Below are 18,347 nucleotides of genomic sequence, written 5' to 3'. Positions count from 1 at the left end.
CCGCCATGACCGACCGACGCGATGACGCGCCTGTTTCTACGGCCAAGCACGGCGACGCCGCCGACCTGACGACCGCCACGCTCGCCGAAGGCAAGGGCGGTTCCGTCGCCGGCCGTTCGGTGACGATCAATCGCCCGGCCAGCGAACTCTACGGCTATTTCCGCGATTTCACGAACCTGCCGCATTTCATGGAGAACGTCGTCTCGATCGATGTGCGCGACGCGACGGTGTCGCATTGGGTGGTGAAGGCACCCGCGGGCGCGACAGTGGAATGGGACGCGCGGATCACGCAGGAACAGCCCGACCGGCTGATCGAATGGACGTCCGAACCCGGCGCCGACGTCGCCAATTCGGGGCGGATCGAATTCCGCGATGCCGGCGCGCGCGGCACGGTGGTCACCGCCACCATCGCCTATGACCCGCCCGGCGGCGCGATCGGCAAACTGATCGCCAAGATGTTCCAGCGCGAACCCGCGATCCAGGCGCGACGCGACCTCAGGCGCTTCAAGCAGCTGATGGAAACCGGCGAGATCGCCACGCCCGCGATGAACCCCAAGCAGTTCGAGGAGATGGGCCTGTGAAAGCGCTCGCATGGCACGGCAAGCACGACGTCCGCATCGACACCGTCGATGACCCGGAGATCGTCAATCCGCGCGACTGCATCATCAAGGTCACCTCGACCGCGATCTGCGGTTCGGACCTCCACCTGTACGACGGCTACATCCCTACGATGCAAGCGGGCGACATCCTCGGCCACGAATTCATGGGCGAGGTGGTCGAGGTCGGCGCGAAGTCGACGCTGAAGAAGGGCCAGCGCGTCGTGGTGCCGTTCACGATCGCCTGCGGCAGCTGCTACCACTGTAACAAGCATCAATATTCCGCCTGTCCCAATGGCTTGCCCGCGGACAATCAGGATATCGCGCAAGAACTCTACGGCCACGAAATGTCTGGCCTGTTCGGCTACAGCCACATGACCGGCGGCTATGCGGGCGGTCAGGCAGAATATGTCCGCGTGCCGTTCAGCGACGTCGGCCCGATCGTCATTCCCGACGGCGTCGCGGACGACAAGGTGCTGTTCCTCAGCGACATCCTGCCCACCGGCTGGCAGGCGGCCGAATATGCGCAGATCGAACCGGGCGACACCGTCGCGGTCTGGGGCTGCGGCCCCGTGGGGCTGTTCGCGGTGCAATCGGCGTTCCTGATGGGCGCCGAGCGCGTCATCGCGATCGATCACTTCCCGCACCGGCTGGAGCTGGCGAAGAAGTTCGGCGCCGAGACGATCAACTTCGAGGAAAGCGCGACCTACGAGGCGCTGATGGAGATGACCGGCGGCATCGGTCCCGACGCGGTGATCGACGCGGTGGGCCTCGAGGCGCACGGCATGTTCGTCGACAACATCATCGACCAGATCAAGGCGTCGACCTTCCTCGGCACCGATCGCCCGCATTCGATCCGCCAGGCGATCATCGCCTGCCGCAAGGGCGGGCGCGTATCGATGCCGGCGGTCTATGGCGGCTTCGTCGATAAATTCCCGCTCGGCGCGTTCATGGAAAAGGGGCTGACGCTCAAAACCGGCCAGACCCACGTCCAGCATTACATGCCGGCCCTCCTGAACGCGATCATGGAGGACAAGATTGATACCGAGTTCCTGATCTCGCACCGCATGCCGCTGACCGACGCGCCCAAGGGCTACGACCTGTTCAAGAACCACCAGAACGAGACGACCAAGATCGTGCTGAAACCCGGCATGACGGCCGCCTGAGGAGAGATACGATGGCTGACAAATTCGCGATCATCACCGGTGCCTCGACCGGCATCGGCTTCGAACTCGCCACGCTGGCGGCGAAGGACGGGTACGATATCCTCGTCGTCGCCGACGAACCGCTGATCGATGCCGCCGCAGCGGACTTCAAGCAGTTCGGCACCGACGTCCAGTCGGTCGAGGCGGACCTGTCGACGATCGACGGCGTCGACCGGCTGCTCGCCGCGGCCGGCGGGCGGCAGGTCGACCTGCTTTGCGCCAACGCCGGTCACGGGCTGGGCCACGCGTTCCTCGATCAGGACCTGAAAGACTGGCGTCATGTCGTCGATACCAACATCGTCGGCACCGCCTATCTGTTGCAGAAGGTGCTGAAACCGATGGTCGCGCGCAACGCGGGCAAGGTGCTCGTGACGGGATCGATCGCCGGCTATATCCCCGGCGCGTTCCAGGCGGTGTACAACGGCACCAAGGCGTTCGTGGACAGCTTCGTCGCCGCGCTCCAGAACGAGATCAGGGACGCCGACGGGGTGACGCTCACCAACCTGATGCCGGGGCCGGTCGACACGGAATTCTTCGCGCGTGGCGACATGCTCGACACGTCGGTCGGCGCCGATCCCAAGAAGAGCGATCCGGCGGATGTCGCCAGGGATGGCTGGGACGCGGTGATGGCCGGCAAGGCATCGGTCGTGTCGGGGTGGAAGAACAAGATCCAGTCGGCAGTCGCCAACGTCACGCCGAACGCGGTGCTGGCGGAGCAGCACCGCAAGATGGCCGAGCCGGGTACGGCCAACACGTGATTGCGACGGGCGCCGAAAAACGCAGGCGCCCGTCCCCGTCGCCTATCCAATGTTCTCGATCGCGGGAGCAACGGCGGGCTCCCGTCCGGCGATCATGTCGTTCCATATCACGACGTCCATGGCGTGCTGCACCTCCCGATCGCGGCGACGCACGCGGCGTCGATATGTTCGATGCACGCTCCAGCCGCCAAACCCTATCGCCATCGCCCCGATGCCTATCGCCGCTGCCATCATGATCGTACTCCAATCGTACCATCAGGAGCAGCGCCACATCGGCGTAACAGTCAAGGAAAGGCTGGAGCGGGTAACGGGAATCGAACCCGTGTATTCAGCTTGGAAGGCTGCTGCACTACCATTGTGCTATACCCGCGCATGGTGCGTCAGCGCCATTACCGCCGTCGCTGGACAGGTGCAAGCGTCCGTATCTCCCGCATGGTTCACGACTTGCTTACCGGTGCCGCGCTAGACCGGCACGCATGTACCATGATCCCGCGCTCGCCGCGCAAGCAGCCGCCGATCCGCGCCCCGCATCCGCCGTGAGCCATGGCGTCGGGCTGGTCGGCCTTGCGGGACTGCTCGTCTGGCTGGCCACGGCCTACGCGATCGGGATGGACGGGCCCTATGCCGCGCTGTGCGGGCTGCTCGCCTGCGCGCTGCCGATGGTCGGCTGGTCGCTGCTGGTCGACAAGGTCCATCGCAGCGCCAGCACCGGGATCGACTGGCATGCCCCCAAGCCGCTGATCGAGACGCGCGACGCCAGCCTGACCAAGCTTGCCGGGCTGTTCGTCACATGGGGCGGGATCGCGGTGATCTATGGCCTCGGACCTTTCTATTGGGAGGGTAATTTCGCCTTCGCCATGTGGTGTTTCAGCTGGGCGGTGCCGGTCGTCGCGGTGATCGCGGTGCCGTACGTATTGTGGCTCGACCGCTATCTCGTCGAACCGCGCGATGGCGCGTGGCACGTCGGCGCGTGGCTGACCGGGCAGGGGGGTGTCGATCCGCGGGCGATCCACGACCATCTGCGCAACTGGGCGGTGAAGGGCTTCTTCCTCGCCTTCATGCTCGCGGTGGTGCCGGGCAATTATGCGGGGTTCATCCGTACGCCGCCGGCGACGCTGACCGATCCGGTCGCCATCGCGCAATGGCTGATCGCGCTGATGTTCGTCATCGACGTCGCCTTCGCCACCGTCGGCTATATCCTGACGCTGCGCCCGCTCGACGCGCATATCCGCAGCGCCAATCCCTTTGCCGCCGCGTGGACCGCGGCGCTGATGTGCTATCCGCCGTTCATCCTGATGGATGGCGGAGGGCCGCTCGACTATCATCGCGGCACGCAGGAATGGATGGACTGGTTCGCCGGCCATCCGCTGCTGCTGGGAGCGTGGGGTGCAATGCTGGTCGTGTTGACCGCGATCTACGCCTGGGCGACGGTGGCGTTCGGCCTGCGCTTTTCCAACCTGACGCATCGCGGCATCCTGACGCACGGACCCTATGCCTGGTCGCGGCACCCGGCGTATCTGTCGAAGAACCTGTTCTGGTGGCTGTCGACGCTGCCGATCCTGACGACGGGCTCGCTGACCGACGCGGTGCGTGCTACGCTGCTGATGGCGGTGGTGAGCGGCGTCTATTACTGGCGCGCGCGTACCGAGGAGCGGCACCTGGGTCTCGACCCGGCGTATCGGGTGTATAGCGACTGGATGACGCGGCGGGGGGCGGTGCCGCGCTTCGGGCGGTGGCTGGTGGGGTGGTAGTGACCGACAACTCCCCGTTCGTGCTGAGCCTGTCGAAGCACCTTTAGACTCAGGCCCTTCGACAGGCTCAGGGCGAACGGAGGAACGGCGACCCGGCCGTTCAGGCCGCCGGCCGGTCCTTCGCCCACAAGGCATCGACCCGCTGCTGACTACCCCCGCTTTCGCGCAGGCGCAGGTCGAGCAGTTCGACCTTGCGGCCCTGGAACCGCTGCCCGCGCGTCTGCCAGACGATGTCGTAGATCGCCTGCCGCGTCGTCGGCACGTCGTCGGTAAAATAGGTGTAGCGGATCAGTACCGGCAACCGCCCGGTCAGATCGTCCGCGCCGCCATCGGTCGCCTTGCGCAGGCCGTCGTCGAACCAGTCCGCCTCGATCGTCTGCTTGACCGAATCCTGCGGCGATACGCCGAGCCCGGTCGGAAACGTGACGCGGATATCGCCGAGCGGATGCGCTTCGCTCCGCGCCAGCACGATCGCGCGCTTGTCGTCGTCGGGCGTGCCACGCAGCTGGAAGCGTGTCTTGTCGCGCGTCGCGCTCGCCGCCGCGACCGCCTTGTCGGCGGCGGCCTCGCGCCGGTCCTGCCAGTTGCTGTAGAGCGTCAGCGCCGCGATCACGACGCCCGCCACCGCCACCACCTCGGCCAGCGTGATCCAGCGGCGGCGCGTCTGCGCCTGATCGCGCGTCTCGCTCATCGCCCGCCCGCTTCGAGCAGCCGGCGCGGCGCGGCGAGCTCCCAGCTGCGCGCGATCCGATCCTCAATCAGCGTCCAGTCGGGATCGCCGGCAAGGTTCACCGCGACCCAGCCCGACGGGCCGAGATAGGCGGGCCTGCTATACGTCTCCGGCGCCGTCTCGATCAGCATCGCCTGTTCGTCGTCGCCGCTGGTCCGCACGCAGACGACGTGGCGGCCATCGCCGTGATGATCGTCGCGGACCTGCGCGAACTGCTTGCCGGCGACGAAGAAGGTCGGCTGGCCATGGCTCGGCCGCTCCTCCACCTCGGGCAACAGCAGCGCGATGGCGCGGACGCGTTCCAGAATCTCGGTCATCGGCTGGCGAACTCCTTCAGGACCTGCGGATAGAGGCGATGTTCGGCAGCCAGCACGCGCGCGGCGAGCGTGTCGGGGGTGTCGCCCGCCAGTATCGGCACCTCCGCTTGGCCGAGCAACGCGCCCGCATCCAGCTCTTCGGTGACGACATGCACCGAACAGCCCGCCACCGCATCGCCGGCGGCGATCGCGCGGGCATGCGTGTCGAGGCCCTTGTACTTGGGCAACAGCGACGGGTGGATATTGACGATCCGCCCGCGCCACGCCGCGACGAAGTCGTCCGACAGCAGCCGCATATAACCGGCGAGTGCGATCAGCTCGCACCCCGCCTCGCGCAGCGCCGCATCGACCTCGGCCTCGTACGCCGCCTTGCCGATCCCCCTGGGCGACAGCGCGAAGGTCGCCAGTCCCCGCTCGCGCGCCCAGCCGAGCCCCGGCGCATCGGGCTTGTCAGAGGCGACGAGGCCGACCGGAATCCCCGCCTCGACCAGCGCCATCATGTTCGATCCGCGGCCGGAGATCAGGATGCCGACGGTCTTCATGCGGACTCAGCCATGATCGTGCGTCGCGGTCCAGTCGGCGCGCGCGCTCCACGTCTCGGTCGATCCGCGCACGGTGCAGCCGCGCGTCCCCGCCTCGACCCGGCCGATCGTGTGGACCGTCTCGCCCGCCGCGGTCAGCGCGGTGGCGACCGTCTCGGCCTCGTCCGCCGCGACGACCACGGCCATGCCGATCCCGCAATTGAAGGTCCGCGCCATCTCCTCGGGTTCGATGCCGCCCTGCGCCTGCAGGAACGCCATCAGCCGCGGCTGTTCCCACGCGTCGGCGTCGATTACCGCATGCACGCCGTCGGGCAGTACGCGCGGGATATTTTCGAGCAGGCCACCGCCGGTGATATGCGCCAGCCCTTTGATCCGGCTTTCGCGCAGCAACGGCAGCAGCGCGGCAACATAGATGCGCGTCGGCGCCATCAGCGTATCGATCAGCAGCCGATCCGAATCGAACAGCGCCGGGCGGTCCAGCTTCCACCCGCGATCCGCCGCCAGCCGCCGGACCAGCGAGAAGCCGTTGGAATGCACCCCCGACGAGGCGAGGCCGAGGATCACGTCGCCCGCGGCGATGCTCTGCCCGGTCAGCACCTGCGTCCGCTCGACCGCACCGACGCAGAAACCGGCGAGGTCGTAGTCGCCTGTCGCATACATGCCCGGCATCTCTGCGGTCTCGCCGCCGATCAGCGCGCAGCCGGCCTGACGGCAGCCTTCCGCGATCGAGGCGACGACGCGCTCGGCGATGGCGTTGTCGAGCTTGGCGGTGGCGTAATAATCGAGGAAGAACAGCGGCTCGGCGCCCTGCACGATCAGATCGTTGGCGCACATCGCGACGAGGTCGATGCCGACGCCTTCGTGCCGGTCCCATTCGATCGCGAGCTTCAGCTTGGTGCCGACGCCGTCGTTGGCGGCGACGAGCAGCGGATCGATGAACCCCGCCGCCTTCAGGTCGAACATGCCGCCGAACCCGCCGAGATCCGCATCCGCCCCCGGTCGCCGCGTCGCCTTGGCGAGCGGCCCGATCGCGCGGACGAGCGCGTTGCCCGCGGCGATCGACACGCCGGCATCGGCATAGGTGTAGGGCTGGTCGGACGGGGAGGGGGGCGTGCTCATCCGGCCAGCCTGCTACGGTTTGGGGAAGCCGGTGGCAATGGCTGACCGACCGTGAAGGGCGTACACGTTCCCGACGCTGCGCCCACCTCTCCCGTCACCCCGGACTTGTTCCGGGGTCCACCGTTCCGCGGGCGCATCGCTTCGATCACATGGCGGTTCGCCTCGCCGCAGAGTGGACCCCGGAACAAGTCCGGGGTGACGAAGACCTTGAGGCACACATCCCGCTTGGCATCCTCCGCCCGCTTCGCCAAAAGGCATCCCCATGCGTGTCCGTACCCTGTTCTCGTCGCTGGCCGGTGCCGCATTGCTGCTCGGCGCGGGTGCGTTCGCGCAGATCGAGGGCGGGCGCGGGGTCGCGCCGGTCGACAGCTCGGGCGATTTCGAGGTCAGCGGCGTCGCCGTCGACGTCGCCGCGAAGACTGCGGACGCCGCGCGCCTCGGCGGCTGGCGGCTGGCGCAGCGCAAGGCGTGGGTACAGCTCTCGCGCCGGCTGGGCGGGGGCGGCGGGCTGATCTCCGACGGGACGCTCGACCAGATCGTGTCGGGCATCGTCGTCGAGAACGAACAGATCGGCCCCAGCCGCTATATCGCCAAGCTCGGCGTGCTGTTCGACCGCGGCCGCGCCGCGTCGATCCTCGGCATCAGCGCCTATTCCGACCGCTCGCGCCCGATGCTGGTCGTGCCGCTGCAGGTGTCGGGCGGGGTCGAGACCGTCTTCGAACAGCGCAACGACTGGCAGGAGGCGTGGGCGCGCTTCCGCACCGGCAACAGCACGCTCGATTATGTCCGCCCGTCGGGCAATGGCGCCGATTCGCTGCTGCTCAACGCCGGCCAGATCGCGCGGCCGGGGCGGGGCTGGTGGCGGACAGTCATCGACCAATATGGCGCGTCGGACATCCTGATCCCCGTCGTGCGCCTGTACCGCAGCTATCCCGGCGGGCCGATCATCGGCGTGTTCCAGGCGCGTCACGGTCCCGACAACAGCCTGATCGGCAGCTTCACGCTGCGCGTCGGCAGCGCCGCCGGGCTGACGCAGCTGCTCGACACCGGCGTCACCCGGATGGACGCGCTGTACCAGCAGGCGCTGCGCAGCGGTGCGCTCGGCTTCGATCCCACGCTCGCCCCGCCGCCTGCGCCCGAGCCGGAGGTCGCACCCGATACCGCGACCGACGATGCGGGCGGCGAGACGCTGGCGGAGATCGTGGGCGATACCGCCCCTGCCAACGCCGGCATCCCGGTGACGCTCCAGTTCGACACGCCGAGCGCCAGCTCGGTCGCCAATACCGAGGCATTGGTCCGCGGCATCCCCGGCGTGCGCGGAGCGAGCACCACCAGCCTGGCATTGGGCGGCCTGTCGCTGATGCGCGTCACCTATGACGGCGATCCCGACGCGCTGCGTGCGGCGCTGGAGGTGCGCGGGCTGCAGGTGACCGGATCGGGCCAGACGCTGCGCATCCGCCGCGCGCCGCAGCTGCTGCCGCCCAATTTGCCGTCCGACACCAATCCGACGGGCTGAGGCATGAGCAACCAGCTCGCGCTGCCGCTCGGCTGGCCGGCGGACCCCCGGGACGACGCCTTCCTCGTCACGCCTTCCAACGCCCGCGCCGCGCACACGCTGGAACATTGGGCGACGTGGCCGGTGATGACAGCGGTGCTCACCGGCCCGCGCAAGTCGGGGCGCAGCCTGCTCGCGCGCATCTTCGCCGCCAAGAGCCACGGCACGATCATCGACGACGCCGAAACCGTGCCCGAAGCGCAGATCTTCCACGCCTGGAACCAGGCGCAAGCCGAGCACCGGCCGCTGGTCATCGTCGCCGATGCGCTGCCGCCGTTATGGGCGGTGCGGCTGCCCGACCTGCGCTCGCGCCTCGCCGCCAGCCCGCATGCCGCGATCCAGCCGCCCGACGACGAACTGATCGCGGCATTGCTCGCGCATCTGTTCCACCGCCGCGGCCTCGATGCGCGGCCCGACCTCGTCGCATGGCTCAGCACCCGGATCGAGCGCAGCCATATCGTCGTCCAGCGCGTCGTCGATGCGCTAGACCAGGAGGTGCTGGAGAGCCGCAAGCGGCTGTCGATCGCGCTCGCCCGCACCGTTTTGACCGCGGCAGGGATCGTCACGCAACCGCAACCGTTGCTGCCTATGACCTGATTATGACACGCCCAGCCCACCTTTCGCATCTGTCCGCCGCCGACGACGATCCCTTCGTCCCCGAGGTCAACGACCGCTATTTCAATCGCGAACTGTCGTGGCTGGCGTTCAATCGCCGCGTGCTCGAAGAGGCGTGCAATCCGTCGCATCCCCTGCTCGAGCGCCTCCGCTTCCTCTCGATCTCGGGCAACAACCTCGACGAATTCTTCATGGTCCGCGTCGCCGGCCTGAAGGGCCAGCAGATGAAGGACGTCGATCGCCGCTCGTCCGACGGCCTGACGCCGGGACAGCAGCTCGCCGCGATCACGCAGGAGGCCGACGCGCTGATGGCCAGCCAGCAGGCGGTGTGGGGCGACCTGCGCACGCTGCTCGACGAAGCCGGCCTCCACGTCCTGCGCCGCGACGAGGTCGATGCCGCCGACGCCGAATGGCTGGAGGCGCATTTTCGCGAACAGATCTTCCCGATCCTCACCCCCCAGGCGCTCGATCCCGCGCATCCCTTCCCGTTCATCCCCAACAAGGGCATGTCGGTGATGTTCGACGTTGTCCGCGATTCGGACGGCGAGCCGGTGCGCGAGCTGGTGATGATCCCGGCGAGCGCGCCGCGCTTCGTCCGCCTGCCGGGCGAGCCCGCGCGCTACGTGTCGATCGAGGCGCTGCTCAAGCGTTTCGCCCCCGTCCTCTTCCCCGGATACACGCTGGTCGGTGCCGCCGCCTTCCGCGTGCTGCGCGACAGCGACATCGAGATCGACGAGGAGGCCGAGGACCTCGTCCGCTATTTCGCCAACGCCATCAAGCGCCGCCGCCGCGGCCGCGTCATCCGGCTGGAGCTGGAGACGGGGATGCCCGACGCGCTCGCCGACGTGCTGCGCACCGAACTGGGCGGCGCCGATGCGACGATCACCGAGAGCGGCAATTTGCTCAGCATCGGCGACCTCGACGCGGTGATCGACGAGGATCGCCCCGACCTCAAATTCCTGCCCTTCGTCCCGCGCTTCCCGGAGCGCATCCGCGAATTCGGCGGCGACTGTTTCGCCGCGATCCGGGCGAAGGACATCGTCGTCCATCACCCGTACGAGACGTTCGACGTCGTGCTCGCCTTCCTGAAGCAGGCGGCGCAGGACCCCGACGTCATCGCGATCAAGCAGACGCTGTACCGCGCCGGCAAGCAGCCCGCGGTCATCAACGCGCTGATCGCCGCCGCCGAAGCCGGCAAATCGGTCACCGCGGTCGTCGAGCTGCGCGCACGCTTCGACGAGGAGCAGAATATCCTCTGGGCCAGCGCGCTCGAACGCGCCGGGGTGCAGGTCGTCTACGGCTTCCTCGAATGGAAGACGCACGCCAAGGTGTCGATGGTCGTCCGCCGCGAAGGCGGGCAGTTCCGCACCTATTGCCACTTCGGCACGGGCAACTACCATCCGGTGACGGCGCGCATCTATACCGACCTCAGCTTCTTCACCGCCGACGCGCGGATGGGGCGCGATGCGGCGCAGATGTTCAATTACGTCACGGGTTACGTCGAGCCGACCGACATCACCAAGCTGAGCCTCAGCCCCCGCAACCTGCGCCAGAAGCTGCTCGACCTGATCGACGTCGAGATCGCCAATGCGCGCGCCGGCAAGGCGGGCGCGGTCTGGGCGAAGATGAACAGCCTCGTCGACCCCGCGATCATCGACAAATTGTACGAGGCAAGCGGCGCTGGCGTCGAGGTCGAGCTCATCATCCGCGGTATCTGCTGCCTGCGCCCCGGCGTGCCGGGCATGTCGGACAACATCCGCGTCAAGTCGATCGTCGGCCGCTTCCTCGAACACAGCCGCATCTTCTGCTTCGGCAACGGCGCGGCGCTGCCCAACGACGGTGCACGCGTCTTCATCTCGTCGGCGGACTGGATGCCGCGCAACTTCGACCGTCGCGTCGAATACATGCTGCCGATCGAGAACCCGACGGTGCACGATCAGGTGCTCGATCAGGTGATGGTGGCCAATCTGATCGACAGCGAACAGAGCTGGGAGCTGCAACCCGACGGCCGCTACATCCGCGACGAGCCGGGCGAGAAGCCGTTCAACCTGCACCGGTATTTCATGATAAACCCGTCGCTGTCGGGCCGCGGTGCGGCGCTGGCGGAAAGCGACGCGGTGCCGACGCTGGCGCTGCGACGGCGGCGATAGCGGGTTGTTGCGCATCCTTGAACCCGCCACAGTCCGGCGCATGATGTTCCGCCGCCCGCCTCGAACACCCCGTCACCCCGGACGTGTTCCGGGGCCCACTCTGCGGCGAGGCGGACGACATGATGTTGGAGCGATGCGCTCGCGGCCCGGTGGACCCCGGAACAAGTCCGGGGTGACGAGGGATGTAGGGCACGCGTCGGTGGCCCACACCCGATGACCGATTACCCCCGCACCGGCATCATCGACATCGGTTCCAACTCCGTCCGCCTCGTCGTGTACCAGGGCCATCCGCGCATCCCCGCGACGCTGTTCAACGAAAAGGTCATGGCCGGCCTCGGCCGCAGCCTCGCCGCGACCGGAGCGATCGATGCCGACAGCATGACGCTGGCGATCGGCGCGCTGCGCCGCTTCGCCGCGGTCGCGCGCGAGATGGACGCGCAGGTGCGCACCGTCGCCACCGCCGCGGTGCGCGACGCCTCCAACGGTGCCGACTTCCTTGTCGCCGCCAAGGACCTCGGGCTCGCCGTCGAACTGCTGTCGGGCGAGCAGGAGGCGACCGCGGCGGGCATGGGCGTGCTGTCGGCGATCCCCGATGCCGACGGCATCGTCGGCGATCTCGGCGGCGGCAGCCTGGAGCTGGTGCGCGTCGTCGCCGGCACGGTCACCGACCGCGTGTCCTTCCCGCTGGGCGTGCTGCGCATCGCCGCCTTGCGCGAAAGCCGCACGTTCGACCGCCACGTCAGCGCGATGATCCGCAACGCCGGCTGGACCGGGCGGGGCAGGGGCCTGCCGCTCTACATGGTCGGTGGGTCGTGGCGCGCGCTGGCGCGGCTCGACATGAGCCTGACGCATTATCCGCTGCCGATCATCCACGGCTATGCGCTCGCGCCCGAGACGGTCGCGCGGCTGGGGCGCAGCATCGCGCATCTGTCGAAACAGCGCCTGCGCGCCGTCCCTGGCATGTCCGCGGTACGCGCCGGCCAGCTCGGCGATGCCACCGCCTTGCTGTCGCTGACGATGCGCGAGCTGGGATCGACCAGCGCGATCGCCTCCACCTTTGGGCTGCGCGAGGGGTTGCTGTTCGCGGCGCTCGACCGGCCGACGCGCGCGCTCGACCCGCTGATCGTCGCCGCGCGCGAGGAGGGGCGGCTGCTCGGCCGGTTCGCGGAGCATGGCGACCTGCTCGCCGACTGGATCGCGCCCTTGTTCCCCGACGATGCGCCGCACCTCGCGCGCATCCGCCACGCCGCCTGCCTGCTCGCCGACACTGGCTGGCGCGCTAACCCGGAGTTTCGCGACGAACGCGGGTTCGAGGTCGCGCTGCACGGCAATTGGGTGGCGATCGAGGCGTCCGAACGCGCGATGCTGTCGCAGGCGCTGCACACCAGTCTGGGCGGTGGCACCACGCCGCATCCGCTGCTCTTCGGCCTCGCCAATGCCGGGCAGATCGCGCTGGCGATCGGCTGGGGCCTCGCGATCCGGCTGGGCCAGCGGTTCAGCGGCGGCCTCGCCGGCCCGCTGCAACGCGCCGGCCTGTCGTTGACGGCCGGGCAGGTGGTGCTGGAGCTGACCGACGCCGACCGCGCGCTCTATGCGGAAACGGTCGAACGCCGCCACGCCGCGCTGGCGACGGCGCTCAGGCGCAAGCCCGCGCTGTCGTGGCGGGGCTGACCAAACGACCGTTCGTGCCGAGCCTGTCGAAGCACCTTGAGTCTCATCTGCCCTTCGACAGTGAGCAGGTGAAACGTCCCCCGGGCGTTTCAGTCGAGGCCGGGGGCCTCGACGACCTGCTCACCAGGGCGAACGGAACAGGTCAGCCGCAGCGCAACCCTTCGATCTGGTTGCCATCGTCGAGCACGATATTGAGCCGGTCGGGCCGGAAATCCATCGTCGCCGCATCGCCGCGATGCAGGACCCGCGACGTCCGCGCATGCGCCGTCCGCTCGATCTCGCTACGCAGCCGCTCGCGGAACTTGACCCCGGCATAGCGCATCTGCAACTCCTGCGAGATCACGCACGGCCCCGCCGGCGCCGGCGGCTCCGCCATCGTCGTGCATCCCGCCGCCATCACCGGCAGCATCATCAGCCACGCCTTGCGCATCATGCCGCATCCTCCGTCCGCGTCATCTTGAGCTTGCCGCCCTTGACGGCGAATCCCAGTCGCCCCTCGACCAGATCCAGCGCATCGCGTCCGAACTGATCGAACCGCCACCCCTCCAGCATCGGCAGCCCCGTCCGCACGCCCGATGCCAGCGCCTCCAGCTCGTCCGATCGCGCCAGCAGCCGCGAGGCGACGTCGATATCGCGCGAGCGGATCTTGAGGAGCAGCTTGAGCAGATCGGCGACCAGCGCGCCATCCTTGCCGAGCCCCGGCTTGCGATCGTCGCGCGGCGGCAGTTCATCGGCGCCCAGCGGCACCGCCGCCTCGATCGCCGCCATCAGCCGCCCGCCGATATCGTTCGACGCCCAGGTCGCCGACAGCCCGCGCACCTTGGCGAGGTCGGCCTGCTTGCGCGGCGGATGGCCGGCGATATCACCCAACGTCTCGTCCTTGACGATGCGGCCGCGCGGCAGGTCCTTGCCCTGCGCCTCGAGCTCGCGCCAGCGCGCCAGCGCCTTCAATCGTCCCAATACCTCCGGTTTGCGGCCGGAGATGCGCACGCGTTTCCACGCCTGATCGGGGTCGTTGGCGTAATTGGCGGGATCGGACAATCGCTCCATCTCCTGATCCAGCCACACGCCGCGCCCGGTCTTGCGCAGCCGCTCGAGCATCTTGGGGAAGATCACCGCGAGGTGCGTGACGTCGCCGATCGCATATTCGATCTGGCGCGCGTCGAGCGGCCGCCGCGCCCAGTCGGTGAAGCGCGCGCCCTTGTCGACCTGGATGCCGAGCCAGCTGTCGACGAGGTTCGAATAACCGATCTGCTCGCCTTGACCCAGCGCCATCGCCGCGACCTGCGTATCGAACAGCGGATGCGGCGTCTTGCCGGTCAGGTTGTAGATGATCTCGATATCCTGCCCGCCCGCGTGGACGACCTTCAGCACGTCCTCGTTCTCGGTCAGCAGGTCGAGCAGCGGCGTCATGTCGAGCCCCGGCGCCATCGGGTCGATCGCCGCCGCCTCGTTCACGTCGGCGATCTGGATCAGGCACAGTTCGGGGTAATAGGTACTCTCCCGCATGAATTCGGTGTCGACGGTCACGAAGTCGGCCTGGGCGAGGCGGGCACACAGATTGGCGAGGCTGGCGCTGTCTGTAATCAACGGGTGGATATGCATCGCCCGTCCATAGCCACACCCGCGCGGGTTGACAAAGAGGGGATGGAAAGGGGAGGGCGCACCGTAACCACAACCCGTCACCCCAGCGAAAGCTGGGGTCTTTCTCCGCAGGCCTCGCGCCCGCGGCCGGAGATCCCAGCCTACGCTGGGATGACGTATTTCGAGAATAGTCATGCACGCCTACCGTACCCACACCTGCGCCGCGCTGACCGCGAGCAACGTCGGCGACACCGTCCGCCTGTCGGGCTGGGTCCATCGCAAGCGCGATCATGGCGGCGTGCTGTTCGTCGATCTGCGCGACCATTACGGCATCACCCAGATCGTCGCCGACAGCGATTCGCCGGCGTTGGCGACGCTCGAAGCGCTGCGCGTCGAATCGGTGGTGACGATCGACGGCCTCGTGAAGGCGCGCTCGGACGCGACGGTGAACCCCAACCTCGCCACCGGTGCGGTGGAGATCTTCGCGCAGGCCGCGACCGTGCAGAGCCACGCGCAGGAACTGCCGATGCCGGTCGCGGGCGATCAGGAGTACCCTGAGGATATCCGCCTGCGCTATCGCTTCCTCGACCTGCGCCGCGAACGCCTGCACCAGAACATCATGCTGCGCTCGAAGGTCATCTCCTCGATCCGACAACGCATGATCGGGCAGGGCTTCACCGAATTCCAGACCCCGATCCTGACCGCTTCGTCGCCCGAGGGCGCGCGCGATTACCTGGTCCCCAGCCGCGTCCATCCGGGCAAGTTCTACGCGCTGCCGCAGGCGCCTCAGATGTTCAAGCAGCTGCTGATGGTCGCCGGCTTCGACCGTTATTTCCAGATCGCGCCGTGCTTCCGCGACGAGGATGCGCGCGCCGACCGCTCCCCCGGCGAATTCTACCAGCTCGATTTCGAGATGAGCTACGTCACGCAGGAAGACGTCTTCCAGGCGATCGAGCCCGTCCTGCATGGCGTGTTCGAGGAATTCGCCGACTGGCAGGGCAAGGGTCGCACCGTCTCGGCGCTCCCCTTCAAGCGTATCCCCTACCGCGAATCGATGCTGAAATACGGCAACGACAAGCCCGATCTGCGCAACCCGATCCTCATCAGCGACGTCTCCGACCATTTCGTCGGATCGGGCTTCGGTCGCTTCGCCTCGATCGTCGAGGCCGGCGACGTCGTCCGCGCGATCCCCGCGCCGGGCACCGCTGACCGCAGTCGCAAGTTCTTCGACGACATGAACGCCTGGGCGCAGTCCGAAGGGTTCGCCGGCCTCGGCTATGCCACGCGCAAGGGCGGCGAATGGGGCGGTCCGATCGCCAAGAACCACGGCGAGGACAAGATGACCGCGATGGCCGACGCGCTCGGCCTCGGCCCCGACGACGGCCTGTTCTTCGCCGCGGGCAAGGAAGGCCAGGCGGCCAAGCTCGCCGGCCTCGCCCGCACCCGGGTGGCTGAAACCCTCGGCCTGATCGACCAGAGCCGCTTCGAATTCTGCTGGATCGTCGATTTCCCGATGTTCGAGTACGACGAGGACAACAAGAAGGTCGACTTCAGCCACAACCCCTTCTCGATGCCGCAGGGCGAGATGGAGGCACTGGAGACCAAGGACCCGCTCGACATCCTTGCCTATCAGTATGACATCGTCTGCAATGGCGTCGAACTGTCGTCGGGCGCGATCCGCAACCATCGCCCCGAGATCATGTACAAGGCGTTCGAGATCGCCGGTTACACGCAGGCCGACGTCGACACCAATTTCGCCGGCATGATCAACGCCTTCAAGTTCGGCGCCCCGCCGCACGGCGGCTCGGCGCCGGGCATCGACCGCATCGTCATGCTGCTCGCCGACGAACCCAATATCCGCGAGGTCATCGTCTTCCCGATGACGCAGAAGGCGGAAGACCTGATGATGGGCGCCCCCAATTTCGCGACGCCCAAGCAGTTGAAGGAGCTCAACCTGCGCGTCGCGCCGCAGGTTGGCGCCGACGTAGCCAAGGCGGTCGCGCCCGAGGCGGGCTGAGATGGCGCATTCCTCCCTCGCGTTAGCGGGGGAGGGGGCCTGCATATGTTTGCGTGACCAACGGGCGGCCTGGAGTACTTCGTCACCCCGAACGTGTTCCGGGGTCCACCGTGCCGCAAGCGTCGCAAAAAGAGCCTCGAAACGACACGTTCGCCGAACCGTGGCCCCCCGAACACGTCCGGGGTGACGATGGAATTGGGCGCGCGCCAGGCAATCACTCATAAGCGATGCCCCTGCCTTGGCGGGGGAGGACTTGGGGTTTGGGTTGACGACCGCTTCCCCACGCCCTTTTCCCCCGGCGTTAACCATGCCACTACCCCCGTGGGGCTAGACGCGGGGGATAATGTTAGACGATCAGTTGCTTCCGGCACCACCGACGCCGCTTGTCCGCAGTCTGGGGGTGATGGGCGTCCTGTTCCTGACGCTGTCGGTCGCGACGCCTGCGTCTTCGGTCTTCGTCATCATCCCGGGCATGCTGCAGGTCGCGGGCACCGGTGCGATCTGGGCGTTGATCCTCGCCGGGATCGTCTGCGTCGCCACCGCCTTCGTCTATGCCGAACTGTCGAGCGCGTGGCCGGTGGCGGGGGGCGAATATGTCGCGGTCGCCAAGACGCTGGGACCGCTCGCCGGGTTCGTGATGCTCGGCGTCAACGTCTTCAACAATCTGTTCTTCCCGCCGGTCGCGGCGCTGGGAATCAGCGCGGTGCTGGCGACCGTCTACCCCGGATTGCCGACGGTGCCGGTCGCGATTGCGGTGGTCGCCGCCTCGACTTTGGTCGCGCTGCTCCAGATCCGCGTCAACGCCTGGGTCACCGGGTTCTTCCTCGCCGGCGAGGTGCTGGCGCTGGTCGTCATCGTCGTGCTCGGCTGGTCGGACATCGTCCGTCCGTTCGCCGGCTTCCTGACCGCGCCCGTCATGCCGCTGGAGGGCATGTTGGTGCCGGCGTCGCCCGCGTCGATCGGGCTCGCCACCTCGATCGCGATCTTTGCGCTCAACGGCTATGGCGCCGCGGTCTATTTCGGCGAGGAGATGCGCGAGCCGTCGCGGCTGATCGCGCGCGCGATCCTCGCCAGCCTCGTCCTGACGCTGGCGTTCGAGATAGTGCCGACGATCGCCGTACTGATGGGCGCGCCCGACCTCCACGCGCTGGTCACCGCGGACGATCCGTTCGGGCTGATCGCACGGATGCGCGGCGATGGCTGGCTGGCGGATGCGGTCGCGATCGGCGTCGTCATCGCGATCGTCAACGCGATCATCGCCTGCATCCTCGCCTGCTCGCGTTTCTTCTACGGCACCGCGCGCGACAACAGCTGGGGGCGGCCGCTCGACCAGTTGATGACGCGCATCCATCCGCGCTTCGGGTCGCCGTGGATCGGCACGCTGATCGTCGGTGGCATCGGGGTGGCGTGCTGTTTCCTGCCGCTGACCCTGCTGCTGGTGCTGAGCGGCACCGGGCTCGTCGCCATCTACGCCGGGATCGCCGTCGCCGCGATGGTCGGGCGCCGCAGCGGCGCGACCGCGCACGCGCGCTATCGCATGCCGCTCTATCCCGCCGCACCGATCGTCACGCTGATCGCGCTCGGCTATGTCGTGTGGACGAGCTGGCTCGACCCGGCCGAGGGACGCCCCGGGCTCATCATGACCGCGGCGCAGATTCTGCTGTCGGCGGGCTATTACTGGTTCGTCCTGCGTCGCCGCGGCGGCTGGAGCGTTCATATCCCCGACGAGGGATGAAG

Annotated in this window: 17 protein-coding genes and 1 tRNA gene; 10 read left to right on the top strand and 8 right to left on the bottom strand. The window is 67.9% G+C overall.

What is annotated here, in order from left to right; translation table 11 throughout:
* The first annotated feature begins 5 nt into the window (after positions 1 to 5).
* From M9979_RS02145 to M9979_RS02135, 3 genes are read left to right on the top strand one after another with little or no spacing between them, the layout of a single operon-like run.
* The gene (locus M9979_RS02145) at positions 6 to 581 is read left to right on the top strand and encodes an SRPBCC family protein (protein WP_254287689.1); all 576 of its coding nucleotides are present in this window, start codon (positions 6 to 8) and stop codon (positions 579 to 581) included.
* Positions 578 to 1,762, top strand: coding sequence for a zinc-dependent alcohol dehydrogenase (locus M9979_RS02140; RefSeq protein WP_254287688.1), 1,185 nt, complete (start codon positions 578 to 580; stop codon positions 1,760 to 1,762). The genes M9979_RS02145 and M9979_RS02140 overlap by 4 nt, the downstream gene beginning before the upstream one ends.
* 11 nt (positions 1,763 to 1,773) lie before the next feature.
* Positions 1,774 to 2,559, top strand: coding sequence for an SDR family NAD(P)-dependent oxidoreductase (locus M9979_RS02135; RefSeq protein WP_254287687.1), 786 nt, complete (start codon positions 1,774 to 1,776; stop codon positions 2,557 to 2,559).
* A gap of 42 nt (positions 2,560 to 2,601) precedes the next feature.
* On the opposite strand, the gene M9979_RS02130 is transcribed toward M9979_RS02135, so the two are convergent.
* Both M9979_RS02130 and M9979_RS02125 read right to left on the bottom strand, forming a co-directional pair.
* Positions 2,602 to 2,793: a hypothetical protein gene (locus M9979_RS02130; RefSeq protein WP_254287686.1), complete on the bottom strand. Its 192-nt coding sequence runs from the start codon at positions 2,791 to 2,793 to the stop codon at positions 2,602 to 2,604.
* 62 nt (positions 2,794 to 2,855) lie between these two features.
* Positions 2,856 to 2,929, bottom strand: a tRNA-Gly gene (locus M9979_RS02125).
* 106 nt (positions 2,930 to 3,035) lie between these two features.
* Here M9979_RS02125 and M9979_RS02120 point away from each other — a divergent pair.
* Positions 3,036 to 4,310, top strand: coding sequence for a methyltransferase family protein (locus M9979_RS02120; RefSeq protein WP_254287685.1), 1,275 nt, complete (start codon positions 3,036 to 3,038; stop codon positions 4,308 to 4,310).
* Between the two features lie 100 nt (positions 4,311 to 4,410).
* Here the strand turns inward: M9979_RS02120 and M9979_RS02115 are convergent, their stop codons facing one another.
* The 4 genes from M9979_RS02115 to purM are packed head-to-tail and all read right to left on the bottom strand — an operon-like array spanning position 4,411 to position 7,018.
* A complete protein-coding gene (locus M9979_RS02115; RefSeq protein ID WP_254287684.1) occupies positions 4,411 to 5,001 on the bottom strand; it encodes a hypothetical protein in 591 nt (196 codons plus the stop codon).
* Positions 4,998 to 5,357 carry an MmcQ/YjbR family DNA-binding protein gene (locus M9979_RS02110; protein WP_254287683.1) on the bottom strand — a complete coding sequence of 120 codons (360 nt, stop codon included), beginning with the start codon at positions 5,355 to 5,357 and terminating at the stop codon, positions 4,998 to 5,000. The genes M9979_RS02115 and M9979_RS02110 overlap by 4 nt, the downstream gene beginning before the upstream one ends.
* Positions 5,354 to 5,899: a phosphoribosylglycinamide formyltransferase gene (gene purN, locus M9979_RS02105; RefSeq protein ID WP_254287682.1), complete on the bottom strand. Its 546-nt coding sequence runs from the start codon at positions 5,897 to 5,899 to the stop codon at positions 5,354 to 5,356. Before purN ends, M9979_RS02110 begins: the two co-directional genes overlap by 4 nt.
* Before the next feature lie 6 nt (positions 5,900 to 5,905).
* Positions 5,906 to 7,018, bottom strand: a complete 1,113-nt coding sequence (purM, locus tag M9979_RS02100; RefSeq protein ID WP_254287681.1) for a phosphoribosylformylglycinamidine cyclo-ligase — start codon at positions 7,016 to 7,018, stop codon at positions 5,906 to 5,908.
* A 262-nt stretch (positions 7,019 to 7,280) separates the two neighbouring features.
* On the opposite strand from purM, the gene M9979_RS02095 reads away from it, so the two are divergent.
* The 4 genes from M9979_RS02095 to M9979_RS02080 all read left to right on the top strand — a co-directional run bounded on the left by M9979_RS02095 (position 7,281) and on the right by M9979_RS02080 (position 13,009).
* On the top strand, positions 7,281 to 8,534 hold the full coding sequence (locus M9979_RS02095; protein WP_254287680.1) for a heavy-metal-associated domain-containing protein: 1,254 nt from the start codon (positions 7,281 to 7,283) through the stop codon (positions 8,532 to 8,534).
* Between the two features lie 3 nt (positions 8,535 to 8,537).
* Positions 8,538 to 9,170, top strand: coding sequence for a P-loop NTPase family protein (locus tag M9979_RS02090; protein WP_254287679.1), 633 nt, complete (start codon positions 8,538 to 8,540; stop codon positions 9,168 to 9,170).
* A 2-nt stretch (positions 9,171 to 9,172) separates the two neighbouring features.
* Positions 9,173 to 11,338, top strand: coding sequence for an RNA degradosome polyphosphate kinase (locus M9979_RS02085; protein WP_254287678.1), 2,166 nt, complete (start codon positions 9,173 to 9,175; stop codon positions 11,336 to 11,338).
* 213 nt (positions 11,339 to 11,551) lie between these two features.
* Positions 11,552 to 13,009 (top strand): Ppx/GppA family phosphatase, encoded by a 1,458-nt coding sequence (locus M9979_RS02080; protein ID WP_254287677.1) that lies wholly within the window; start codon positions 11,552 to 11,554, stop codon positions 13,007 to 13,009.
* A gap of 142 nt (positions 13,010 to 13,151) precedes the next feature.
* Here M9979_RS02080 and M9979_RS02075 read toward each other — a convergent pair whose 3' ends face one another.
* Positions 13,152 to 13,442 carry an I78 family peptidase inhibitor gene (locus M9979_RS02075; protein WP_254287676.1) on the bottom strand — a complete coding sequence of 97 codons (291 nt, stop codon included), beginning with the start codon at positions 13,440 to 13,442 and terminating at the stop codon, positions 13,152 to 13,154.
* On the bottom strand, positions 13,439 to 14,614 hold the full coding sequence (gene rnd / locus M9979_RS02070; protein WP_254287675.1) for a ribonuclease D: 1,176 nt from the start codon (positions 14,612 to 14,614) through the stop codon (positions 13,439 to 13,441). Before rnd ends, M9979_RS02075 begins: the two co-directional genes overlap by 4 nt.
* Before the next feature lie 172 nt (positions 14,615 to 14,786).
* Between rnd and aspS the strand changes: the two genes are divergently transcribed.
* Both aspS and M9979_RS02060 read left to right on the top strand, forming a co-directional pair.
* A complete protein-coding gene (gene aspS, locus M9979_RS02065; protein ID WP_254287674.1) occupies positions 14,787 to 16,610 on the top strand; it encodes an aspartate--tRNA ligase in 1,824 nt (607 codons plus the stop codon).
* A gap of 343 nt (positions 16,611 to 16,953) precedes the next feature.
* Positions 16,954 to 18,345 (top strand): APC family permease, encoded by a 1,392-nt coding sequence (locus M9979_RS02060; protein WP_254287673.1) that lies wholly within the window; start codon positions 16,954 to 16,956, stop codon positions 18,343 to 18,345.
* The last annotated feature ends 2 nt before the right edge of the window (positions 18,346 to 18,347 follow it).

It is taken from the genome of Sphingomonas liriopis (assembly GCF_024211255.1).
GTDB classification, from domain to species: Bacteria; Pseudomonadota; Alphaproteobacteria; order Sphingomonadales; family Sphingomonadaceae; genus Sphingomonas; species Sphingomonas liriopis.
The sequence above is the reverse complement of the archived record's forward strand: the minus strand, read 5'-3'. Positions and strand labels throughout refer to the sequence as shown.